Here is a 19,343-nt window from a genome sequence, read left to right as displayed (position 1 = left end):
GCCTTACCCCATGGTACGTGGCCGAACGGGAGACGGCCTCCGCGGGCTTGTGCGCGACGGCCGTGGGCAGCGTTCTGGGCCTCGCGGTCAGGCGGTCTTGCCGGCCGGCGAACCGGCCGGGCAGTTCTCCCGGGCGGCGGTGCGCTCGGCGGCGCCCGCCTTTTCGGGGCCCTCGTCACTCATGGGCTCACCGCAGGAAAGGAACCCGCTGCCGTTCTTGTCCCAGGTCACCACGTGACCCTTGACGGGCTCGGCGGCACCGCCGGGACAGGTGTACGTGAGGTCGGCCTCGACCAGATCGATGAACGACCACGCGTAGTACGAACCCTGTGGAGACACGGTGCCCAGCCCTGGGCCGCCTGGCAACGGACTTGAGGTCGATTCGAGGAGGGACGACCAGTTCTCGTTCCTGGACGACTAGTTCTCCTTCTTCTTTCCCGTCCCCTGCGTCTTCTCCGCCCCCTGGGCGCCCTTCTTCAGGAAGCCCATGTCCTCGTAGACCGGGGTCTGGAAGCCGAAGGCGCCGGTGTTGGCGAGGGTGGCGCGGGCCGCGGTGAGCTGGGGACGCTGGTAGAGAGGGATGGAGCCGGCGGCGGCCCAGATACGGGCGTCGGCCTTGCGGACCAGCGAGCGTTCCTCGTCCTCGTCGAGCGTGGAGACGGCCTGGTCGAAGAGCTGATCGACCTGGTCGGTACCGACGCGCGTGTAGTTCTGCTCGACACTGAGAGAGCCGTCGGCGGCAGGCACCGGCTTGGCGTAGATGGGCCGGGCGTCGGTGGCCGGGTAGGCGGTGGCGGGCCACGAGTAGAGCGCCAGATCGTACTGGCCCGAGGCGATGTGGTCCTTGAAGTAGCTGTCGTCCGAGACCTTGGACATCTCCGTATGGATGCCGATGCGCTGAAGCATCTGCGCGATGCGGTCGGCGACGGCCTGCAGGGACTCCGAGCCGGGCCCCGAGGGCAGGACGAAGCGGAGGGTCAGCGGCTTGCCGTCCTTGGCGAGCGCGCCCGCCGCGACACCCGCCGGCGCGGCCGTCCCCTTGGGGGCGTACGCCCCCGGTGCCCCGCCCTGTCTGCCGTACTGCTTGCCGTCCAGGTGCTTGCCCGCCTGCTCGTCGGCGTGCTGCCCCGAGTGCTTCTTGGAGTGGTCCTGGGGGTCCTTCTTCGTCTTCCGGTCGGCGTCGGAGGGCTTGTCGTCCTCGCCGACGATGTACGTCCCGTCGTCGCCCTCGCTGTTGTCGGCACCCGACTTCTTGCCCTTGGACCCGGCCGCCTTCTCCGTCTTCTTCTGCTCCTTGACCGGGCCGCCGGGCACCCACCCGGCGTCGGAGAGCAGCGCCTGCGCCTCGGCGGTGTCCTGGCTGCCGAGAGCGCCGCTGTTGTCGGCGTACGCCTCCTGGCCCGACAGGGCGAGGTGGCTGCCGACGGGCACGGCGGGCAGGCCCAGCGGCTGGAGCACCACCCGGGCGAGCTCCTTGCGGTCGAGGGCACGCGCCACCGCGCGGCGGACGCGCTCGTCGGCGAGCGGACCCTCGGAGCCGTTGAGGGCGAGCTGGGTGTAGACGGGTTCCAGGGACTTGCGGACCACGAAACCGCGCAGGCCCGTCTGCGGGCCGGCGAGCTTCGTGATCGCCTTGCGCTCCTTCTTGCCGGAGTGCGTCTCGTCGGCGCCGGGCCCCTGGACGGCGCTGCCGCCCTTGTCGCCGGCGGCGAGCGTGATCCGCTCGGCGTCCGCGGGGTCGACCTCGGCCAGGTCGAGTTTGTCCTCGGTGAGCGCGGCGGCCCGCTTGTCGCGGGCCACGGCGACCAGATCGATCTGGGCCAGCTTGGTGGGACGGCCCCACCAGCGCGGATTGCGGGTGAGGCTGACCTTGCCGTCCTTGCGGTCGATCTCCTTCAGCGCGAAGGGCCCCGCGGTGACCTTCAGCTTCCGCCGCGCGCCGTCGTTGAAGGTGTCGGGGGTGCCCATGACGTCCTTCGGATACAGCGGCGAGAACAGCGACTTCCAGTCGGCGTAGGGGCGACTGAAGGTGACACGGACCTCCAGGTTGCTCTTGCCGCGCTCGATCTTCTCGATACGGTCGTAGCCGGCGTTGCGGGCCGTCCAGTACGCGGTGTCCTTGCCGGACAGGGCACGCCACTGGGCGGCGAAGTCGGCGGCGCCGATCTCCCGGCCGTCGCTCCACACCGCCTGCTGGTTGAGCCGGTACACCACGACCTGCTTGGGCTCGCTCTCGACGACCTTCGCGGACTCCAGGTAGGCGGGGTTGGTCTGCGGGCGCCCGTTCTGGTCGAGCCGGAACATCGACGGCAGTACGGCACCGGCGACCCGCGAGGTCACGGCGTCGGCGTCCGCCTGGAAGGTGTTCAGGGTCTCCGGCATGGCGTCCACGGCCCAGCGCAGGGTCCCGCCGTCGGCGACCAGGTCGCGGGCCGCGGGCGCGATGTCCTGGGCGGCGACGGGCTGGCCCGCCTCGTCGTCCGCGCTGCAAGCGGCGAGGGCGGGTACCGCGAGCGCACCCGCGGTGAGGAAGGCGACCGAGCGCATCACCGCGCGCAGTCCGACGCCGTCGTGGGACATCACTGCAACCTCCGGGGGATGCTCCGCTGTGGGGGCAGGTCGACTTCTGATCACGTTCGGCGGTATATGGAGCTGATCAGATGTATCCGCCCACTGAAGGGGAGTGCATCCGCTCGGGGGCGGCGACACGGCGGTGGGCGGGCCGAAGCCCACCCGTGCGGCGCAATGTGCGCGGCGCGGGAGGGGCGGCCGAGATGCGCGGGCCCGCGCCGCGGAGCGGCCCGCGGCTCGACTGGACTGCGGCTCCGGATGGTGCTCGACTGGACCCACAAGGTGCCCGGCCTGCGCCGGAAAGGTGTGCGGCCACCCTGGCGAGTGCACGCCCGTCTCGGGCGCAGCCCGGCGCATGCGGCGCGCACATGGGCGCGTTCGGAGGATCGCGATCCGCCAATCGGTGCACATCCCTTCACACGGCCAGGTGTGACGCGCAACACTCGCAGGCGCATGAACGTTGTCGCCTCGGTCCCCGGACCCACGGAAGTGAGGTCACGTCATGTCCGTGCACGACGAACTGACGTCAGTCCAGCGCTGCCTCGACGACCTGTCACGGTCAGTGGGGCGACTGGAGCAGCAGATGGGCAGCGGTGGGCTCGAAATGCGCCGCGTCCACACCGACGCCGACCACCTGCGCGAGAGCGTGGCGCTGCTGCGCGAGGCCCTTCCCGGGCTCGCGAACGCCCGGCGCCCCGATCTCGTCGCCATCTCCGACACCCCGTACGACAGCACCTTGTGGACCGACTCGGACGACGAGGGTCTCGGCGCCCGCGACCGGCACGCCCCCTGACCCCGACCGGAGCATTCGTTGACGACTGGTACGGAACCCCATCTGAACAGCGGCGGCGTACGCACCGGTACGCGCGCCGCGATCGCCGCCCCGCATCTGCGGACCGACCGCTGGTGGCTGGCGCCCGCCGTCACCGCGGCCGGGCTGCTGGCCTTCGTCGTGTATTCGACGTGGCGGGCCTTCGCGGACACGAACTACTACGCGGCGCCGTACGTCTCGCCGTTCTACTCGCCCTGTCTGGCCGAGCGGTGCCGGACGATGCACGCCGGGCCCAACGCGGACCTGTTCGGGAGCTGGTGGGGCATCTCCCCCGCGATCATCATCCTGATCTTCCCGCTGGGCTTCCGGCTGACCTGCTACTACTACCGCAAGGCCTACTACCGCGGCTTCTGGGCGTCACCGCCGGCCTGCGCGGTCCCCGAACCGCACAAGAAGTACACGGGTGAGACCCGCTTCCCGCTGGTGCTGCAGAACATCCACCGGTACTTCTTCTACGCCGCCATCGCCGTCGCCGGGGTCCTGACGTACGACACCGTGCTGTCCTTCCGCGATGAACACTACCGCTGGGGCCATATGGGCCTTGGCACCCTCGTCTTCCTGGTCAACATCGTGCTGATCTGGGCGTACACCCTTTCCTGCCACTCCTGCCGGCACATCGTCGGGGGAAAGCTCAAACACTTCTCCAAGCATCCCGTGCGCTACCGGATGTGGCAGTGGGTCGGAAAGCTGAACGCCCGTCACATGCTGCTGGCCTGGGCGTCGCTGGTGAGTGTGGCGCTCGCCGACTTCTACGTGTATCTGGTCGCGTCCGGCGCCTTCGACGATCCGCGCTTCTTCTAGATGAGTGGGGCCTTTTGATGTCCGTGGTCGATCGGCAGGAGTGGGACGTTGTCGTGGTCGGTGCCGGCGGCGCCGGACTGCGAGCCGCCATCGAGGCACGGGAGCGCGGCGCGCGAACGGCCGTGATCTGCAAGTCGCTGTTCGGCAAGGCGCACACGGTGATGGCCGAGGGCGGCATCGCGGCCGCCATGGGCAACGTCAACTCCGGCGACAACTGGCAGGTCCACTTCCGCGACACCATGCGGGGCGGGAAGTTCCTCAACCAGTGGCGGATGGCCGAGCTGCACGCCCGGGAAGCACCGGACCGGGTATGGGAGCTGGAGACCTGGGGCGCCCTCTTCGACCGTACGAAGGACGGGCGGATCTCGCAGCGCAACTTCGGAGGCCACGAGTATCCGCGGCTCGCGCACGTCGGCGACCGCACCGGGCTCGAGCTGATCCGCACCCTTCAGCAGAAGATCGTGGCCCTCCAGCAGGAGGACATGAAGGAGACGGGCGACTACGAGAGCCGCCTGAAGGTGTACCAGGAGTGCACGGTCACCCGGATCCTCAAAGACGGCCGCCGCGTCTCAGGAGCCTTCTGCTACGAGCGCGAGTCCGGCCGTTTCTTCGTCCTGGAAGCGCCCTCCGTCGTGATCGCCACCGGCGGCATCGGCAAGTCCTTCAAGGTGACGTCGAACTCGTGGGAGTACACCGGCGACGGGCACGCCCTCGCGCTGCTGGCCGGGGCGCCCCTGCTGAACATGGAGTTCGTGCAGTTCCACCCGACGGGCATGGTCTGGCCGCCGTCGGTGAAGGGCATCCTCGTCACCGAGTCGGTGCGCGGCGACGGCGGAGTGCTCAGGAACTCCGACGGCAAACGGTTCATGTTCGACTACATCCCGGACGTCTTCAAGGAGAAGTACGCGCAGTCGGAGGAGGAGGGCGACCGCTGGTACGACGATCCGGACCACAACCGGCGCCCGCCGGAACTGCTGCCCCGTGACGAGGTCGCGCGCGCCATCAACTCCGAGGTCAAGGCCGGCCGGGGCTCCCCGCACGGCGGCGTCTTCCTCGACGTGTCGACCCGTATGCCCGCCGAAGTGATCCGGCGCCGACTGCCCTCCATGTACCACCAGTTCAAGGAGCTCGCCGACGTCGACATCACGGCCGAGGCGATGGAGGTCGGGCCGACCTGCCATTACGTCATGGGCGGGATCGCGGTCGAGTCGGACACCGCGGCGGCACGCGGTGTACCGGGGCTGTTCGCGGCCGGTGAGGTCGCGGGCGGTATGCACGGCTCCAACCGGCTGGGCGGCAACTCGCTGTCCGACCTGCTGGTGTTCGGGCGGCGGGCGGGCCTGCACGCGGCCGAGTACGCGACGGGGCTCACGGGCGGACGCCCGGCGGTGGACGAGGTACAGATCGACTCGGCGGCGGCGGAGGCGCTGCGCCCCTTCTCGGCGGAGGGTCCGGAGCCGGACCAGGAGAACGGACACCCGCCCGAGAACCCGTACACCCTGCACCAGGAACTCCAGCAGGCCATGAACGACCTGGTCGGCATCATCCGCCGTGAGGCGGAGATGGAAAAGGCACTGGAGAAGCTCGCGGAGCTGCGGGTGCGGGCGCGCCGGGCGGGGGTGGAGGGGCACCGGCAGTTCAACCCCGGCTGGCATCTCGCCCTCGACCTGCGGAACATGCTCCTCGTCAGTGAGTGCGTGGCACGGGCGGCGCTGGAGCGCACGGAGTCCCGCGGCGGCCACACCCGCGAGGACCATCCGACGATGGACCGCGCCTGGCGTCGCGTCAATCTCCTCTGCCAACTCACCGACCCCACCGGCGGTTTGGCCGCGACCGATCCCGTGCACGGCCAGATCGACCTGGTACGTGAGAGCACCGAACCCATCCGCCCCGACCTGCTCGCCCTCTTCGAGAAGGAGGAGCTGGTCAAGTACCTCGCCGAAGAGGAGCTGTACGAGTGAGCAGCTATGAGGCCCGCTTCAAGGTGTGGCGCGGGGACGTCAAGGGCGGTGGCCTGGAGGACTTCGCGGTCGAGGTGAACGACGGCGAGGTGGTGCTGGACATCATCCACCGGCTCCAGGCGACCCAGACTCCCGACCTGGCCGTGCGCTGGAACTGCAAGGCGGGCAAGTGCGGTTCGTGTTCGGCGGAGATCAACGGTCGGCCGCGGCTGATGTGCATGACGCGGATGTCGGTGTTCACCCAGGAGGAGACGATCACCGTCACGCCGTTGCGCGCGTTCCCGGTCGTACGGGACCTGGTCACGGACGTGGGCTTCAACTACGCGAAGGCGCGCGAGGTCCCCGCCTTCGTGCCCCCTGCCGACCTGGGTCCTGGCGAGTACCGGATGCGGCAGGAGGACGTCGACCGCTCGCAGGAGTTCCGCAAGTGCATCGAGTGCTTCCTGTGCCAGGACACCTGCCATGTCGTGCGCGACCACGAGGAGAACAAACCGGCGTTCGCCGGCCCGCGCTTCCTGATGCGCGTCGCCGAACTGGACATGCACCCGCTGGACGCCGCCGCCGACACCGGGCTCGACCGCAAACGCACCGCCCAGGACGAACACGGTCTGGGCTACTGCAACATCACCAAGTGCTGCACCGAGGTCTGTCCCGAAGGCATCAAGATCACGGACAACGCCCTGATCCCCTTGAAGGAACGGGCGGTTGACCGCAAGTACGACCCGCTGGTCTGGCTGGGGTCGAAGATCAGGAGGCGGCAGACGTAGCCGCGAGGCCCCGGTCCGCCGTCATCGTGGGTCCGGCGTCACCAGGCTCGTGGGGCGGCCGGGGCGCTGACCCGCCCACTGGAGCGCCAGGCCCAAGAAGAACAGGGCCATCCCGCTCATCGCATAGGGCGCCATCGCGAGGTCGGGCCCGCGGAACGGTCCGAGGAACATGTACAGCGCCATGCCGACGGCGCCCACCACCGCGCCGTACCCCCACAGTGTCGGCCGCAGCACACGGCGGCGGCCCCACGGCGCCAGCCGGCCCGTGGTGATCGCCGCGACCCCGGCTCCCGCCAGGGCAACCAGGGCGATCACGGCCGCCGTCACCAGAATCCAGTGCATCCTGTCCCCCATCCCCAGGCGTGCCCACCCGGCACCCACCCCGATCATGGCATGCGGGAATGGTGCCCGTCCGAGGGGATCAGCGTCCGCTGAACGCTGTGCTCCGCGATGGCGCGCACAGCCGTCGTCGAGGGCGAGCCGGTAGACGCCCGTCCCGCGGTGTGAGCGCGCCGCGATCGACGGTCATCGGACCCATCCCTCCTGGTACGCCGTCCAGTCCTCGGCGCGGGCCGCGAAGTCGACGTACAGGGCGACGCCGAACCGGGTGCGGGTGCGGTCCGTGCGGGAGAGGCCGAGGCGGGTGCCGCGGACGGCCGCCCTGACCGTTTCGGCGGACTCGTGGTGGCTCATTTTGTCCTCGTGGAAGAAGGGCAGCCCCATGAGCAAGTCCGTCGACTTCGGGGTGACTTCGAGGGCGAGGGAGGTCTGCTGGGCGACGTAACCGCCGTACAGGCTCTCCAACGGCAGGGCCGTGTCGTACGACATGACGGCGATCTGGTCTACGCGGCGGGCGACCTGCCCGAAGTACGCCTGTGACCACCACTTGGGGTGCCCCGTGAGGGTGCCCCGGACCGAGTGGGCGGCCGGGAGCGGGTCGATCTGGTGGGCGGCTACGGAGAGGGGGACGTGACGGGAGCGGGTGAGCCGGTGCAGGTCGTCGAGGAGGGAGAGGTAGTGCGGGTCGCCCGAGTGGAGGGGCTCCAGGTCGAAGTGGACGCCGTCGAAACCGGCGTCGAGGATCTGACGGGCCGACCGCACGACCGCCTCCCGGGTCGCCGGGCGCTCCAGCCGCAGTCCGACCGGCCCCTCGCTCGCCAGCTCGTCACCGAGCCAGGCCTGCACCCGTACGCCGTCCAGCTGCCGGTGCACGGCCGCGATCAGCCAACTCGCCGACGGGTACGCCGTCTCGGGCAGCGTCCCGTCGTGTTCCAGCGGTCCCGCGTGCACATACAGGTCCCGGACGCCGGTACTCCGCAGCCGCGCCACCAGCGCCTTCATCTGCGCGTCTGTCTTCCGCCCGTCGATCCAGGCGTGCCCCAGCCAGAGGGCGTCTCGGTGCCTGGTCTGCGTGCCTGGGGCCGGGCCTCCGGCGTAGTTCACGCGCAGGGCGATCCCGGCGGCGAGGGAGGGGAGCAGGAGGGCGAGGAGCAACGCGAGCGCGACGCGTTTGGGCCAACGCAGACGGGGGTGCCGCCAGGCTCGGGCGAGGCGGTGAGGTATGCGCGGCGACTGCCGGGGGTCGGCGACGGGCTCGTTGGGCTCAGCGGGGGCTTCGGGCTTCCCAGGCTCGTTTCCCGCCGCGGCGGCAGACGTCGGCTCTTCCGTTCGGTCCGCCGGATCCCGGCGGACTTCGACCGGATTCCCGGCCTGGTCCTCCGTCCCGGTCCCGGGCCTCCCCGTACGGCCCTGGTCACCCGATGCCGAGCCGTCCATGCCCATCCCCCGTGCCCCTCCCCTACGCCCCCGTATCTCCCGTACCTTAGGCGCCGCCGCCTCGACGCACACCGGTCGCGGCAACGCGCAGGCGGTCATACGCTCCAAAATGTGACGTCGTCCCTGAGTCGAAGCCGGTCGCGCCGGGCCCCGTCTCACATAGCCGTGCGGGTGGCGTGTGTCGTGCTCGGGGGGCTGGTGGCTCTGGGCTGGCTGGTGCTGCCCCTGGCGCGGGCGGGCGGCGGGAGTTCGGTGACCGTTGCCCGGAGTGCGCCGGTAATCGGCCAGGGGGCGGTCGCGGCCGGTCCCGGGCAGGACGAGACGGCCACGGGGGATCTCGTACTGCCTCTCGTCGCGCTCGGCGCCGCGGCGGTGCTGGGCGTGTATGGGTACGCGCGGCGCGCGCGGCGGGCCAGGACGCGTACGACACCGGGTGGCGGCGGCCCGCACGACGTACCGGCGATCGGGGAACTCGACCGCCGGGCCCGGCGGTTGCTGGTCGACATAGACGACTGCGTGCGCACCAGTGCCGAGGAACTCGGCGTCGCCACTGACCAGTTCGGGGACGGGGCGCTCGAACCGTACGCGGACGCGCTGGCGTACGCGAAGTCCGAACTCGCCGCGGCCTTCCGGCTGCGGCAGGGGCTCGACGACACGGCCCCGGGCGACAGCGGGGTCGTTCTGGAAGAGGTCATCGCCCGTTGCACGGACGCCGGGCGGCGGCTGGACGCGGAGGCGGCCGGATTCGACCAGCTGCGCGCGTTGGAGCGCGACGCGGCGGGCGCGCTGGAACACGCGGAGACGCGTGTGCGCGCGATCGCCGCGCGTGTCCCCGCCGCGGAAACGGCACTCGGCGAGCTCCACAAGCGGTACGCCCCCTCCGCCTGCCTCCCCGTCGCGGGCCACGTCGAACAGGCCAAGGACCGGCTCCTGACCGCCACGGCCCGCCTCGACCAGGCGCGGCAGGCCCTCGGTCGGAACGACGGCGGAAGGGCCGCCGCACATCTGCGGGCGGCGGAAGCTGCCGTGGGCCAGGCGGCCGTCCTTGTGGACGGGGTCGACCGGCTCGCGGGTGAACTGGGCGCCGCACAGGAGCGGTTGCCCGTGGCGCTCGACGCAGCGGAGGCCGAGCTGGCGCAGGCTCGGGGAGCGGGTGTGAGCGGGGGCGGCGGGGTGCCGGCCGGTCCTGTCGCGCGGGCCGCGTCGCTTCTCGCCGGGGTGCGCCGGGAGAGGGGGGCCGGTCCGTACGATCCGCTCGACGCGCTCCGTCGTGTCGCCGCGGCCGGGGTGGCACTTGCCGGTGGGCGTGCCGGTGCTCTCCTCGACCACGCGCTGTTGCCGGCCCGAAGCGTGGCCACCACCGTGGCGGACGTCGTCTCGACGCACCCGGGGGTGGTCGAGAGCGAGGCCCGCGTGCGGTTGGCGGAGGCGGAACGGCTTCTCGCGCCGGGCTCCCTTTCCGCCCTCGCCGACATCGAGCGGGCTGACGATCTCGCTCTCCAGGCGCGGCGGCTCGCCGAGCGGGATGTGCGGACGTACGGAAATCCTTCCAGGGGGCACGAGGGTGACGGCCCCGCCAGTTTCGGCGGCCCCCGCACCCGGTGGCGCCGGATCCCCCACGACTGAACCGGACCCCCCGCGCCGACCGTCAGGGCTGGTTTCAGCCCGTCCGGCGCTTGAGGACGAGCGCGAAGCGCGACAGGGGGGTCTGGGGGCGCAGCCCCAGGTAAGGGGCGGAGGGGGCGAGAACCCTCTCAGAACAGGCTCAGCAACGCCTCTGCCGGGCCTGTCAGGCCCGTGTCGCCGTCGGGGAGGGGAAGTTCGAACCACACGGTCTTGCCGTGGGGAGTGCGGCGCGAACCCCACGCGGCGGAGAGCAGGCCGACGAGTTGGAGCCCCCGCCCACCCTCGTCCGTGTCACGGGCCCGCCGCCGCCGCGGCTGAACGAGCCCCGCGTCCCACACCTCGCACACGAGCGTGCGGTCGAGCAGCAGCCGCAGCCTGATCTCCCCCTCGCCGTACCGCAACGCGTTGGTCACCAGCTCGCTGACGAGGAGCTCCGCCGTGTCCACGAGTGGCTGGAGGCCCCAGGACAGCAGCTGCGCACGCGCGTATTCGCGGGCGCGCCCCACGCTGCGCGGCTCGCGCGGCAGGGTCCAGTCGCCGACGGACTCGGCGGGCAGCCCCTGGACACGCGCCATCAGCAGCGCGATGTCGTCCTCGCCGTGGTGGGTGTCGAGGGTGTTGAGGACGTGGTCGCAGACGTCCTCCAGGGGGCTGGAGGGGTCGGTCAGGGCGCCGACGAAGGCTTGCAGGCCCTCGTCGAGGGGGTGATCGCGTGATTCGACCAGTCCATCCGTGTAGAGCGCCAACAGCGCACCTTCGGGTAGTTCGACCTCCACCTCCTCGAAGGGCTCGCCGCCCACCCCGAGCGGCATCCCCGGCGGCACGTCGAGCATCAGCGCGCTCTCGCCGGGTTCGACCAGCACGGGGGGCAGATGGCCGGCGTTGGCGAAGGTGCAGCGGCGCGTCACGGAGTCGTAGACGGCGTACACGCAGGTCGCGAGGTACACCTCGGAGAGGTCGGCGTCGCGGGGCTGGCGGGCGGTGCGGGTGGCCTGCTGGACCCCGCCGGGCGTGCCGAGACCGCGCGCGATCTCGTCCAACGCCGAGAGAACCTCGGCGGGTTCCAGGTCGAGAAGGGCCAGCGTCCGTACGGCCGTACGGAGTTCGCCCATCGCCACCGCGGCGCGCAGACCGCGGCCCATCACATCCCCCACCACCAACGCCGTGCGGTGACCGGGGAGTTCGATGACGTCGAACCAGTCGCCGCCCACCTCCGTCGCCGCGTTGCCCGGCAGGTACCGACACGCGATGTCCAGGCCGGAGGCCTCGGGGTCGCCCGGGGGCAGCAGGGAGCGCTGCAGGATCAGCGCGCGCTCGTGCTCGCGGCGGTACAGCCGGGCGTTGTCGATGCAGACGGCGGCGCGCGCGGCGAGTTCCACCGCGAGCGCCCGGTCGCGTTCCCCGAACGGCTCGCTGCCCTTCGTACGGGAGAACTGGGCGAGTCCGACGACCGTGTCGTGGGCGACCATCGGGACCGCGAGGGTGGACTGGATGAGGCCGCCTTCCTCGGCGGGGATGTGCTGGGGGCGTGCGGTGCGCAGGGCGTCGGCGCAGGGCGAGTTGAAGGGGTAGTGGTGGACCGCGCCCACGTCCACCGGCGCCGGTCCGCCGACGAAGGGCGCGTCGGAGACGGCGCTGGCGAAGGCGACGCGGCGGAGTTCGGCACTGCCGTCCGCGAGCCCGGGCGGGGTCTCGTCGCCGGCCAGCAGGCCCTGGTACAGGTCCACCGTCGCCAGATCGCAGAATCCGGGGACCACGACGTCGAGGAGTTCGCGGGCGGTGGTCTCCAGGTCGAGGGAGTTGCCTATGCGGGCGCCGGCCTCGTTCAGAAGGGCGAGATTGCGCCGGGCTGCGGCTGCCTCGCGGGCGGCGGCGCGGCGGGCGGTGATGTCGGTTCCGAGCCAGGCGATGCCGATGGGGCGGCCGCTGCCGCTGTGCACGCGGTAAAGGTTGATGGACCAGTGGCGGCGCTCGTCGGAGCCGGGCACATGGCCGGTGACGTGCATGTCCGTGATGGAGTCGCCGGTCTCCAGGACACGGCGCAGGGTCGCGGAGACACGCTCGGCCTCCGCGCGCGGCAGATAGTCGTGAACGCCCCGCCCGCGGTGGTCGTCGACGGTGCCGCCGAAAGTCGAGGCGAACCGCTGGTTGGCGCGCCGGACCCGCAAGTCGGTGTCGATCAGCAGAAAGCCGAACGGAGATTGTCCGAAAATCGCCTGCGAGGCAGCGAGATCCGTCTCGATCTGGCGCAGGGTACGGACATCCACGACGATGCATACGGCGGCCCGCTCGCCGTCCTCCGTCGTGGTGGGCATCACATAGACCTCGGCGAGCCCCTCGGCGCCCTCGCCGCCGCCCTCGGGCTCCGGCATCCGGAAGGGGACGACGCCGGTCCACTCCCGGCCGTCCAGGATCTCCGCCATCTTGCACTGCCCGAACTCGCGCCGGTCAGGGGCGACGAACGCCTCGATGGGATCCATGCCGACGGCCCGCTCCGAGGGGATGCCGAAGAGCTGCTCGGCCCGCAGACTCCACTGCTCGACCAGCCCGTCGGCGCCGATGGAGAACGAGGCGACCTTGATGTAGTCGTAGATCGAACCGGGCGGACTGCTCTGCCACATCCCGTCGCCCATCGGGTCGCCGGCGCCCCCGCCGGACACCGAGCGCGCGGAATCGACCGCGGCATCAGCCCTCGCGCCGTCCGACGGGTCCTCGGACTCCGTGGCCTTCGCTGGTATCTCGCTCACGCGAACCGTCCCCTCCAGCTCACCGCGTCCGGCACCGGTCACCGGGGGCGGCTGCCCGCAGTATCCAGCACTACGGTGCCGCACAACACGGTGTTCACGATCACAGCACGGTCCCGATGATTTTTGGACCGGCCGCGACATACTCCCAGTCTTCTAACCAGGTGGCGCCCCCTCGAATCAAAGAGTTCGCCCGGTACCAGTGGCCTGAACCAATCGGTTTCGCCGCGCTCCGCCCCGGCGCGGCTCCTGCGCCCCCGAGCGGCACATTCTCAGCCGGGCACCGCGAGTTCGAACCAGACCGTCTTGCCGGTGCGCCCGGGGCGGGTTCCCCAGCGACGGGACGAGCCGGCCACGAGCTGGATTCCGCGCCCGCTCTCGTCGTCGGCGTCGGCGCTCCGCTCGTGGGGCGGGTCCGGCAGCGGGTCGGAGACCTCCACGAGCAGGGCGTCCGGCACTCCGGCGGGGCGCACGAGGCGTACGCCGATGGGACCCGTGGCATGCCGCAGGGAGTTCGTCACCAGCTCGCTGACCAGCAGGGCGGCAAGGTCGCTCAGGGAGTCAAGCTCCCAGTCGCGCAGCTGACCCCGGACGACGGCGCGGGCGTTGCGGACGACACCTGGCTCCGCGGGAAAGGTCCACTCGGCGCAGTCGCCTTCGGGGTCGATCACGCCGATCACTTCCCAGGGGAGGGCCAGCAACCCATGTCCGGTTTCGTGGGGTTAATGGGCACATACCCGATATCTGGGGCGCCTTACCGCACTCGACGGCGCTCAGTGGCACGAACGGCGTACGCGCCACGGAAGCTGTCCGCGCACGCCCTCCGCAAGACCCCTCCATGCCTCACCGGGCTTCCCGCCCGGCCGCCCTCGACGCCGTCTACGCCCCCGCGTCGAGCCTCACCCGCGCGCACTTCACCGCCGGGACGTCCTGGTCCAGCCAGTCCACGTCCCAGATCTCGCCGGGGGCCAGCCAGCGCAGCTCGTCGTGATCCTCCAGAGGCTGCGGTTCGCCGGAGGCCGCGAGCAGGCGGGCGGTCCACACCCGCAGGACGTAACCCGGCTTCAGGGGCCACTCGCCGGGGACCCGCTCCAGCGGCTCCACCTCGACGCCGAGTTCCTCGCGCAGCTCCCGTACGAGGGCGTGCTCGGGAGTTTCGCCGGGTTCGACCTTGCCGCCAGGCAGCTCCCAGCGCCCCGCCAGCTCGGGGGGCGCGCTGCGGCGGGCGGCGAGCAGGCGTCCGCCGCTCAGCAGGGCGGCCGCGACCACCACGATCCGTTCCGTCATGCGCCGGAGCCTACGGGAGCGGACGGATGCCCCGAGCGCGGTCGATCACTTGCTTCCGTTCTGCGCGATCCGCTCGACCCAGTAGAGCTGCTTGTGGCCGCGGTCGTCGAGGCTGTCGGCGATCTTCTGGGCCTCGGCGCGGGTCGCGTACCTGCCCACGCGGTAGCGATTGCCGCTGTCGTCCTGTCGTATGACGAGCCAGGGAAGAGTGATCGTGCCGTCGTTCATCGCGCCCCTCCGCATCCCGCCCCGGGTCCCCGCCGTACCCCGCCGTACCCCGCCCTCTAAGGAAACCGCAATCCGCATATGCCCGAGCCTACGCCTAACCTTCACGGAGCGAATACGGCTTTTCACAAAGAGGTACGCAACCGGCCAGGACGAGCCCCGAAGCCGGGGGGCGCACGCCATTGAACGCGCCGCCGACCGCCGCCCGCGCACCCCCTAGCAGGGCGAAGTCCCGGCAGGGCACGGCGGTTGAGAAAGGCCAGATCCCAACCGGGTTCACGCGCCGTCCACTTGGCGCCCGCCGGCGGTCGCCCGGCGGGCCCAGGGACTACTTCACCGGCAGGTGGTACGCGATTCGGTACCGGTCCGCCGGTACGACGACGTCGGCCGTCTCGACCGGGCGCCCCGACGCGTAGAAGGTCCGCTGCACGACGATGACCACATGCCCGGGTACGCCGCCCAGCGCGAGGAGTTCCTCGGCGAGGCCTGGGCGCGCTCCCACCTCCTCCGTGACGTTGTCCACGATCACGTCGATGGCCGCCATGCGCTCGACGACGCCCATGCCGCCGAGGGGGCCCTCCTCGGGGAGCATCACCGGCGTACGACCGGTGACGGCGAGGGGTTCCCAGGACGTGGAGAGCATCATCGTCTCGCCGCCGTCGCGGTAGACGTAGTGCGTGCACATCACGCGGTCGCCGGGGTGGACGGACAGCCGCTCGGCGATCGCGCCGCTCGCCTCGACCTGCCGACTGTGGGACTCCCAGGTGCCGCGCGCGGAGGCCTCGGCCTGCTCCTGGCGGAACGGGGTGGCGCCGCTGTCCGGCCGATACCCGGAGCGGGCCACCCGGCGCGGCACCGGCCGCTCGCGCACATACGTGCCCGAGCCTGAGCGGCCCTCGACCAGGCCCTCGGCCATCAGCACCTTGCGCGCCTCGAGGGCGACCGTGTCCGAGACGCCGTACTCCTCGCGGATCCTGGCCTGGGACGGGAGGCGGGTGTGCGGTGGCAGCGAGCCGTCGACGATCTTCTTGCGGAGATCACCCGCGACACGCAGGTACGCCGGCTGCTCACCGAAAGTCACTTAGCCGCTCCCATCAGGTTGTACAGACAGCAACAGCGTGGCAACCGTGGGTTGTGCCATGCAAGCAAAGGCCAGAGAATCACTCGATGTGATGACTTGAGCCGCCCGAGGGCTTTACGCAGGCACTTTCTCCCCGCTATGGCAGCCGTCACACCTCCATGCCGGTGCCGCCTCCGCCAGCGCTTGTGGTGCCGCCGTCCTCGTCGGTCGACGGCGGGGTGGTGGCGAGCCCCAGAGCCTTGCGGGTGGTGACCGTCTTGTGCGGGTCGATGAGCTTCACCCCCTTCTCGTAGTGCGCGTAAAAGGTGTCCGCGTCCCCCGCGTCCGCGGCCTTCGCCCACTCCTTCTGCGACAGTTCAATGTCCTTGACCAGCGCGGCGATCGGCTTCCCGGCGGCGGGGGCGAACGTGTGTCCGCGCAGCATCCCCGCCTGCTTCGTGAGCGCGTCCGAGACCCTGGTCGCCCACTTCTTGTGGCCGGGGAGGTCGTCCTCGACGTACTCCTTGTCGGGCGCCGAGTCCATCGCCGTGTTGAGGACCTGCGCGGCCTGAAGATAGGCGACCTGGTCCACGTCGAGCGTGAACGCGTCCTCCCGCAGCGAGCCGGTCAGCGTGCCCTTCTCGTCGGTGTTCCCGAACATGCAGGTGACCTCGCGGTCACCCGCGCGCCAGCTCTGCCGGGTCGGCGTGAAGTAGTACACGTCGACGTTGGCCGGAACGGCCCAGGCGTCCATCGCGTAGGCGTCCCTCAGCGCGTAGCACTTGGCGTCGGCCGCGTCGGAGACCTTGCCGTCGCCCGGATAGACGCCGCCGCTCAGCTTGAAGCTCGCGAACACCTCGGCGTCGTGCCGCCCCGCGCAGGGCACCTTGTCGACGTCGTACGCCAGGCCCTCCAGGGAACCGCCGGGCGCGTCGAAGCACTCGCCCTTCTTCAGCGAGAAGGAGCTGCCCCCGGAGTCGTTCGCCGCCTCCCGGAAGCCGTCCCAGAAGTCGCGCGCCCCGCCCGTGGCGAGGGCGACGACCAGCAGCACGACGCCGATCGACGACATCACCATGCCGCCCACCGCCATGCCCCTGCCGCGCTCGCCCCGCTTCTTGATCTGCGCGAGAGCCACGATCCCGAGCACCAGCCCGACGGCGGGCAGAAAGCAGAGGATGCCGAGCACGAGCGCGGAGATCGCCAGCCCATTGACGGGCGCCGGACGGTTGTACGGGGAGTAGCCCTGCCCCCAGGGCTGGTACGGGCCCGCGTACGGCGACTGCTGGTACGGGCCTTGGGCGTACGAGGGCGGGTACGCGCCCGGCGGCAGCCCTGGAGGCGGGTACTGGCCCGGCGCACCCGGTGGCGTCCCCGGAGGCGGGTACTGGCCCTCGGGCTGCTGCGGCCCGGGCGGCGGGGGTATGGCCACGAGTACCTTGCTCCTAGTCCAGGCGAGGGAGAACATGCGTACGTCTGCCGGATGGCTGCGCGCATCGTAAGCGCGCAACGGACGGGGGCGTAACGCGGGTCATGAACGGGACTTTTCAGGCGGTCAACGGGCTGACGGCGCGTTGGGTGGCTGAGGTGTCGGACGGCACGGTCTTCTCGGCGGCCGGGTGTGGCCGCTGCTCGGCTTCCTGGCGGACGGGGCTGGGGGGCGCGGCGCGCGCGGAGCTGGCGGAGGCCGCGGGGGCACCGGCGGATCAAGCGGCCTACCGGGCACGGGAGTTCATGGGCACGCTCGCTGGGACAAGGGGACTGGAGCCCGACCGGGTCGGCGTGGCGGATGCGCGTGGAGAAGGAGCGCTGCGACCGACCCTTCGGCTTCCCTGAGGTGCGGCTCGGCGCTCCGGCGCAACGGACGCGCCGTGCGCGCCGACTATGACGGAGTGCCACCAAACGTCGCCTCTACCCTGCGCACATGACATCCTCGCCGGATTGCTTCTGTCCCATGGACGGCACCCGCGTCCCCGCCGGCTCGCTCGCCTGGTGCTGCCCGGTCTGCCGCGGCCCGCTCGATCTGGACTTCGCGCCCACGCCGGCTCCCCTCAAGTCCCTCGCCGGGCGGGTGAACTCGCTGTGGCGGTACGCGGAGTGCCTGCCGCTGGCCGCTCCCTCCGTCAGCATGGGCGAGGGCCGCACCCCGTTGGTGCCGCTCCGCGAGGGCATCTCGGCGAAGCTCGACTTCCTCATGCCGACGCTGTCGTTCAAGGACCGCGGGGCCGTGCTGCTGGCCGAACTGGCGCTGCGGCTGCGGCCCCGGCAGGTCCTCGTGGACAGCAGCGGCAACGCGGGCACGGCGATCGCCGCGTACTGCGCACGGGCCGCGCTGCCCTGCACGGTGTACGTGCCCGAGGGCACCTCCGCGAAGAAGCTGGAGCAGATCGAGGCGCACGGGGCGCGGCTGCACGTGGTCGAGGGCGACCGCGAGGCAACGGCGGCAGCAGCGCGGGAGGCGGCGGACGAGGAGGGCGTGTTCTACGCCTCGCACGTCTTCAACCCGTATTTCCTGCACGGCACGAAGACCTACGTCCACGAGCTCTGGGAGGACCTCGGCGGCCGGCTCCCCGACGTCATCGTCGTCCCCGTCGGCAACGGCACGCTGCTCCTCGGCGCCGCGCTCGCCGTCGCCGAGCTCCACTCGGCGGGCCTCATCGACCGGCGGCCCGCCCTGTACGCCGTCCAGTCCGCCGCGGTCGCGCCGCTGGCCCGCGCATGGTCCGAGGGCGCGGACGATCTGGTCGGCGTCACACCCATGGCCCCCACCTTCGCCGAGGGCATCGCGATTCCCCGCCCGCCGCGGGCCCGGCAGATCCTGCGGGCGGTCCGGGAGTCCGCGGGCACGTTCCTGACGGTGACGGAGGACCAGATCCGGCACGCCCAGACGGACTTGGCCTCCCAGGGGCTGTACGTGGAGCCGACGGGGGTCGCCTGCTGGGCAGCCGTTCGGGAGGGAGCGCTCGGGGAGCGCTCGGGGGTGGTACCGCTGTGCGGGGCGGGGGCGAAGACCGGGCTGGCTGATGTCAGCCCGTCGTGAGGGTCCCCCCGCTCGAGCGAAGCCGGGAGTGGGGGAGGGTAGGGGTGGAGGGGGGCGAAGAAACCCTCACCCCGCCACCCCTCGCTCCTTTTCCAAGAGCGCGACGCACCGACCGAGCAGCCCGACCAGCGCCTCCCGCTCCTCGGAAGAGAACTCGGCGGCCAGCGCACGCTCGACCCGCACCGCCCGGGCGTCCGCGTCAGCCATGACGGCCCGCCCCTCCTCGGTGAGCCGGGTCTCGAGGACGTTCTTGTGCCACTCGTGCGGCGTGCGCTCGATGAGCCCGCGGTCCTGGAGGTTCTTCAGAACCGTGTTCATGGTCGGCGGCGTGACCCCACAGAGCCGGGCCAGCGCGGCGGCCGAGATCCCGGGGTTGGCGCTGAGGTGCAGCAGCGCCGAGTACTGGGCGACGGTCACGCCCGCCGGCTTGAGCACCGCGGCCTTCGTCGCGCTGAGGGCCTGCTCGGCCCGCTTGAGGTGGGAGCCGAGGCGCTCGGACACGGGCATGGACGTCATCTCCGCATGGTAGCGGCGCACTGTTCAGCCATAACGTCCATGAGACCCCTCAGGGTCATAAATACCTTGACGAGGATTAGAGCCCTAACATAGGTTCCTCTTCATCGATCAGTAAGCGAGAAGCCGACCGAGAGGCACCG

At 71.2% G+C, this 19,343-nt stretch carries 17 protein-coding genes; 6 read left to right on the top strand and 11 right to left on the bottom strand.

Features of this window, described 5'->3' with window-relative positions:
• Positions 1 to 87: 87 nt before the first annotated feature.
• Positions 88 to 339, bottom strand: a complete 252-nt coding sequence (locus AB0D27_RS10050; RefSeq protein ID WP_362504792.1) for a hypothetical protein — start codon at positions 337 to 339, stop codon at positions 88 to 90.
• 78 nt (positions 340 to 417) lie between these two features.
• Complete coding sequence (locus AB0D27_RS10045) at positions 418 to 2,580, bottom strand: ABC transporter family substrate-binding protein (RefSeq protein ID WP_362504789.1); 2,163 nt, start codon at positions 2,578 to 2,580, stop codon at positions 418 to 420.
• Positions 2,581 to 3,073: 493 nt separating this feature from the next.
• Here AB0D27_RS10045 and AB0D27_RS10040 point away from each other — a divergent pair, with 493 nt between their 5' ends.
• The 4 genes from AB0D27_RS10040 to AB0D27_RS10025 are packed head-to-tail and all read left to right on the top strand — an operon-like array spanning position 3,074 to position 6,932.
• A complete protein-coding gene (locus AB0D27_RS10040) occupies positions 3,074 to 3,364 on the top strand; it encodes a hypothetical protein (protein WP_362504786.1) in 291 nt (96 codons plus the stop codon).
• Between the two features lie 18 nt (positions 3,365 to 3,382).
• Positions 3,383 to 4,204: a hypothetical protein gene (locus AB0D27_RS10035; protein ID WP_362504783.1), complete on the top strand. Its 822-nt coding sequence runs from the start codon at positions 3,383 to 3,385 to the stop codon at positions 4,202 to 4,204.
• Between the two features lie 17 nt (positions 4,205 to 4,221).
• Positions 4,222 to 6,165, top strand: a complete 1,944-nt coding sequence (locus tag AB0D27_RS10030; protein WP_362504780.1) for a fumarate reductase/succinate dehydrogenase flavoprotein subunit — start codon at positions 4,222 to 4,224, stop codon at positions 6,163 to 6,165.
• Positions 6,162 to 6,932, top strand: a complete 771-nt coding sequence (locus AB0D27_RS10025; RefSeq protein WP_362504777.1) for a succinate dehydrogenase/fumarate reductase iron-sulfur subunit — start codon at positions 6,162 to 6,164, stop codon at positions 6,930 to 6,932. The genes AB0D27_RS10030 and AB0D27_RS10025 overlap by 4 nt, the downstream gene beginning before the upstream one ends.
• Before the next feature lie 21 nt (positions 6,933 to 6,953).
• Here AB0D27_RS10025 and AB0D27_RS10020 read toward each other — a convergent pair whose 3' ends face one another.
• Together AB0D27_RS10020 and AB0D27_RS10015 are read right to left on the bottom strand one after the other, a co-directional pair.
• On the bottom strand, positions 6,954 to 7,274 hold the full coding sequence (locus AB0D27_RS10020) for a hypothetical protein (protein ID WP_362504774.1): 321 nt from the start codon (positions 7,272 to 7,274) through the stop codon (positions 6,954 to 6,956).
• Positions 7,275 to 7,457: 183 nt separating this feature from the next.
• Positions 7,458 to 8,708: a hypothetical protein gene (locus AB0D27_RS10015; RefSeq protein ID WP_362504771.1), complete on the bottom strand. Its 1,251-nt coding sequence runs from the start codon at positions 8,706 to 8,708 to the stop codon at positions 7,458 to 7,460.
• A gap of 111 nt (positions 8,709 to 8,819) precedes the next feature.
• Between AB0D27_RS10015 and AB0D27_RS10010 the strand changes: the two genes are divergently transcribed.
• Entirely contained in the window at positions 8,820 to 10,334 is a 1,515-nt protein-coding gene (locus tag AB0D27_RS10010; protein WP_362504768.1) for a hypothetical protein, read from the top strand.
• A 128-nt stretch (positions 10,335 to 10,462) separates the two neighbouring features.
• On the opposite strand, the gene AB0D27_RS10005 is transcribed toward AB0D27_RS10010, so the two are convergent.
• From AB0D27_RS10005 to AB0D27_RS09980, 6 genes are all read right to left on the bottom strand, one after another.
• Positions 10,463 to 13,081, bottom strand: coding sequence for a SpoIIE family protein phosphatase (locus AB0D27_RS10005; protein ID WP_362504765.1), 2,619 nt, complete (start codon positions 13,079 to 13,081; stop codon positions 10,463 to 10,465).
• Between the two features lie 269 nt (positions 13,082 to 13,350).
• Positions 13,351 to 13,779 carry an ATP-binding protein gene (locus tag AB0D27_RS10000; RefSeq protein ID WP_362504762.1) on the bottom strand — a complete coding sequence of 143 codons (429 nt, stop codon included), beginning with the start codon at positions 13,777 to 13,779 and terminating at the stop codon, positions 13,351 to 13,353.
• A gap of 178 nt (positions 13,780 to 13,957) precedes the next feature.
• Positions 13,958 to 14,365, bottom strand: coding sequence for a (deoxy)nucleoside triphosphate pyrophosphohydrolase (locus tag AB0D27_RS09995; protein WP_362504759.1), 408 nt, complete (start codon positions 14,363 to 14,365; stop codon positions 13,958 to 13,960).
• A 45-nt stretch (positions 14,366 to 14,410) separates the two neighbouring features.
• On the bottom strand, positions 14,411 to 14,593 hold the full coding sequence (locus AB0D27_RS09990) for an SPOR domain-containing protein (protein ID WP_362504756.1): 183 nt from the start codon (positions 14,591 to 14,593) through the stop codon (positions 14,411 to 14,413).
• Positions 14,594 to 14,918: 325 nt separating this feature from the next.
• Complete coding sequence (locus tag AB0D27_RS09985) at positions 14,919 to 15,671, bottom strand: GntR family transcriptional regulator (RefSeq protein WP_362504753.1); 753 nt, start codon at positions 15,669 to 15,671, stop codon at positions 14,919 to 14,921.
• Between the two features lie 148 nt (positions 15,672 to 15,819).
• Entirely contained in the window at positions 15,820 to 17,079 is a 1,260-nt protein-coding gene (locus tag AB0D27_RS09980) for a DUF4190 domain-containing protein (protein ID WP_362504750.1), read from the bottom strand.
• A gap of 492 nt (positions 17,080 to 17,571) precedes the next feature.
• Between AB0D27_RS09980 and AB0D27_RS09975 the strand changes: the two genes are divergently transcribed.
• Positions 17,572 to 18,687 (top strand): pyridoxal-phosphate dependent enzyme, encoded by a 1,116-nt coding sequence (locus AB0D27_RS09975; RefSeq protein WP_362504747.1) that lies wholly within the window; start codon positions 17,572 to 17,574, stop codon positions 18,685 to 18,687.
• Positions 18,688 to 18,753: 66 nt separating this feature from the next.
• Here AB0D27_RS09975 and AB0D27_RS09970 read toward each other — a convergent pair whose 3' ends face one another.
• Positions 18,754 to 19,203 carry a MarR family transcriptional regulator gene (locus tag AB0D27_RS09970; protein WP_362504745.1) on the bottom strand — a complete coding sequence of 150 codons (450 nt, stop codon included), beginning with the start codon at positions 19,201 to 19,203 and terminating at the stop codon, positions 18,754 to 18,756.
• Between the last annotated feature and the right edge of the window lie 140 nt (positions 19,204 to 19,343).

Origin of the sequence: Streptomyces sp. NPDC048415 (assembly GCF_040651675.1) — a bacterium.
In the GTDB taxonomy this organism is placed as follows: Bacteria; Actinomycetota; Actinomycetes; order Streptomycetales; family Streptomycetaceae; genus Streptomyces.
Note: the sequence above shows the minus strand (reverse complement) of the source record. Positions and strands in the feature narration are given on the sequence as shown.

Excerpts from the sequence above, each read along its gene's own strand:
- AB0D27_RS10045 (WP_362504789.1), bottom strand. The coding sequence starts at position 2,580 with ATGTCCCACGACGGCGTCGGACTGCGCGCGGTGATGCGCTCGGTCGCC.
- AB0D27_RS10040 (WP_362504786.1), top strand. The coding sequence starts at position 3,074 with ATGTCCGTGCACGACGAACTGACGTCAGTCCAGCGCTGCCTCGACGAC.
- AB0D27_RS10030 (WP_362504780.1), top strand. The coding sequence starts at position 4,222 with ATGTCCGTGGTCGATCGGCAGGAGTGGGACGTTGTCGTGGTCGGTGCC.
- AB0D27_RS10020 (WP_362504774.1), bottom strand. The coding sequence starts at position 7,274 with ATGCACTGGATTCTGGTGACGGCGGCCGTGATCGCCCTGGTTGCCCTG.
- AB0D27_RS10015 (WP_362504771.1), bottom strand. The coding sequence starts at position 8,708 with ATGGACGGCTCGGCATCGGGTGACCAGGGCCGTACGGGGAGGCCCGGG.
- AB0D27_RS09995 (WP_362504759.1), bottom strand. The coding sequence starts at position 14,365 with ATGACGGAACGGATCGTGGTGGTCGCGGCCGCCCTGCTGAGCGGCGGA.
- AB0D27_RS09990 (WP_362504756.1), bottom strand. The coding sequence starts at position 14,593 with ATGAACGACGGCACGATCACTCTTCCCTGGCTCGTCATACGACAGGAC.
- AB0D27_RS09975 (WP_362504747.1), top strand. The coding sequence starts at position 17,572 with ATGACATCCTCGCCGGATTGCTTCTGTCCCATGGACGGCACCCGCGTC.
- AB0D27_RS09970 (WP_362504745.1), bottom strand. The coding sequence starts at position 19,203 with ATGACGTCCATGCCCGTGTCCGAGCGCCTCGGCTCCCACCTCAAGCGG.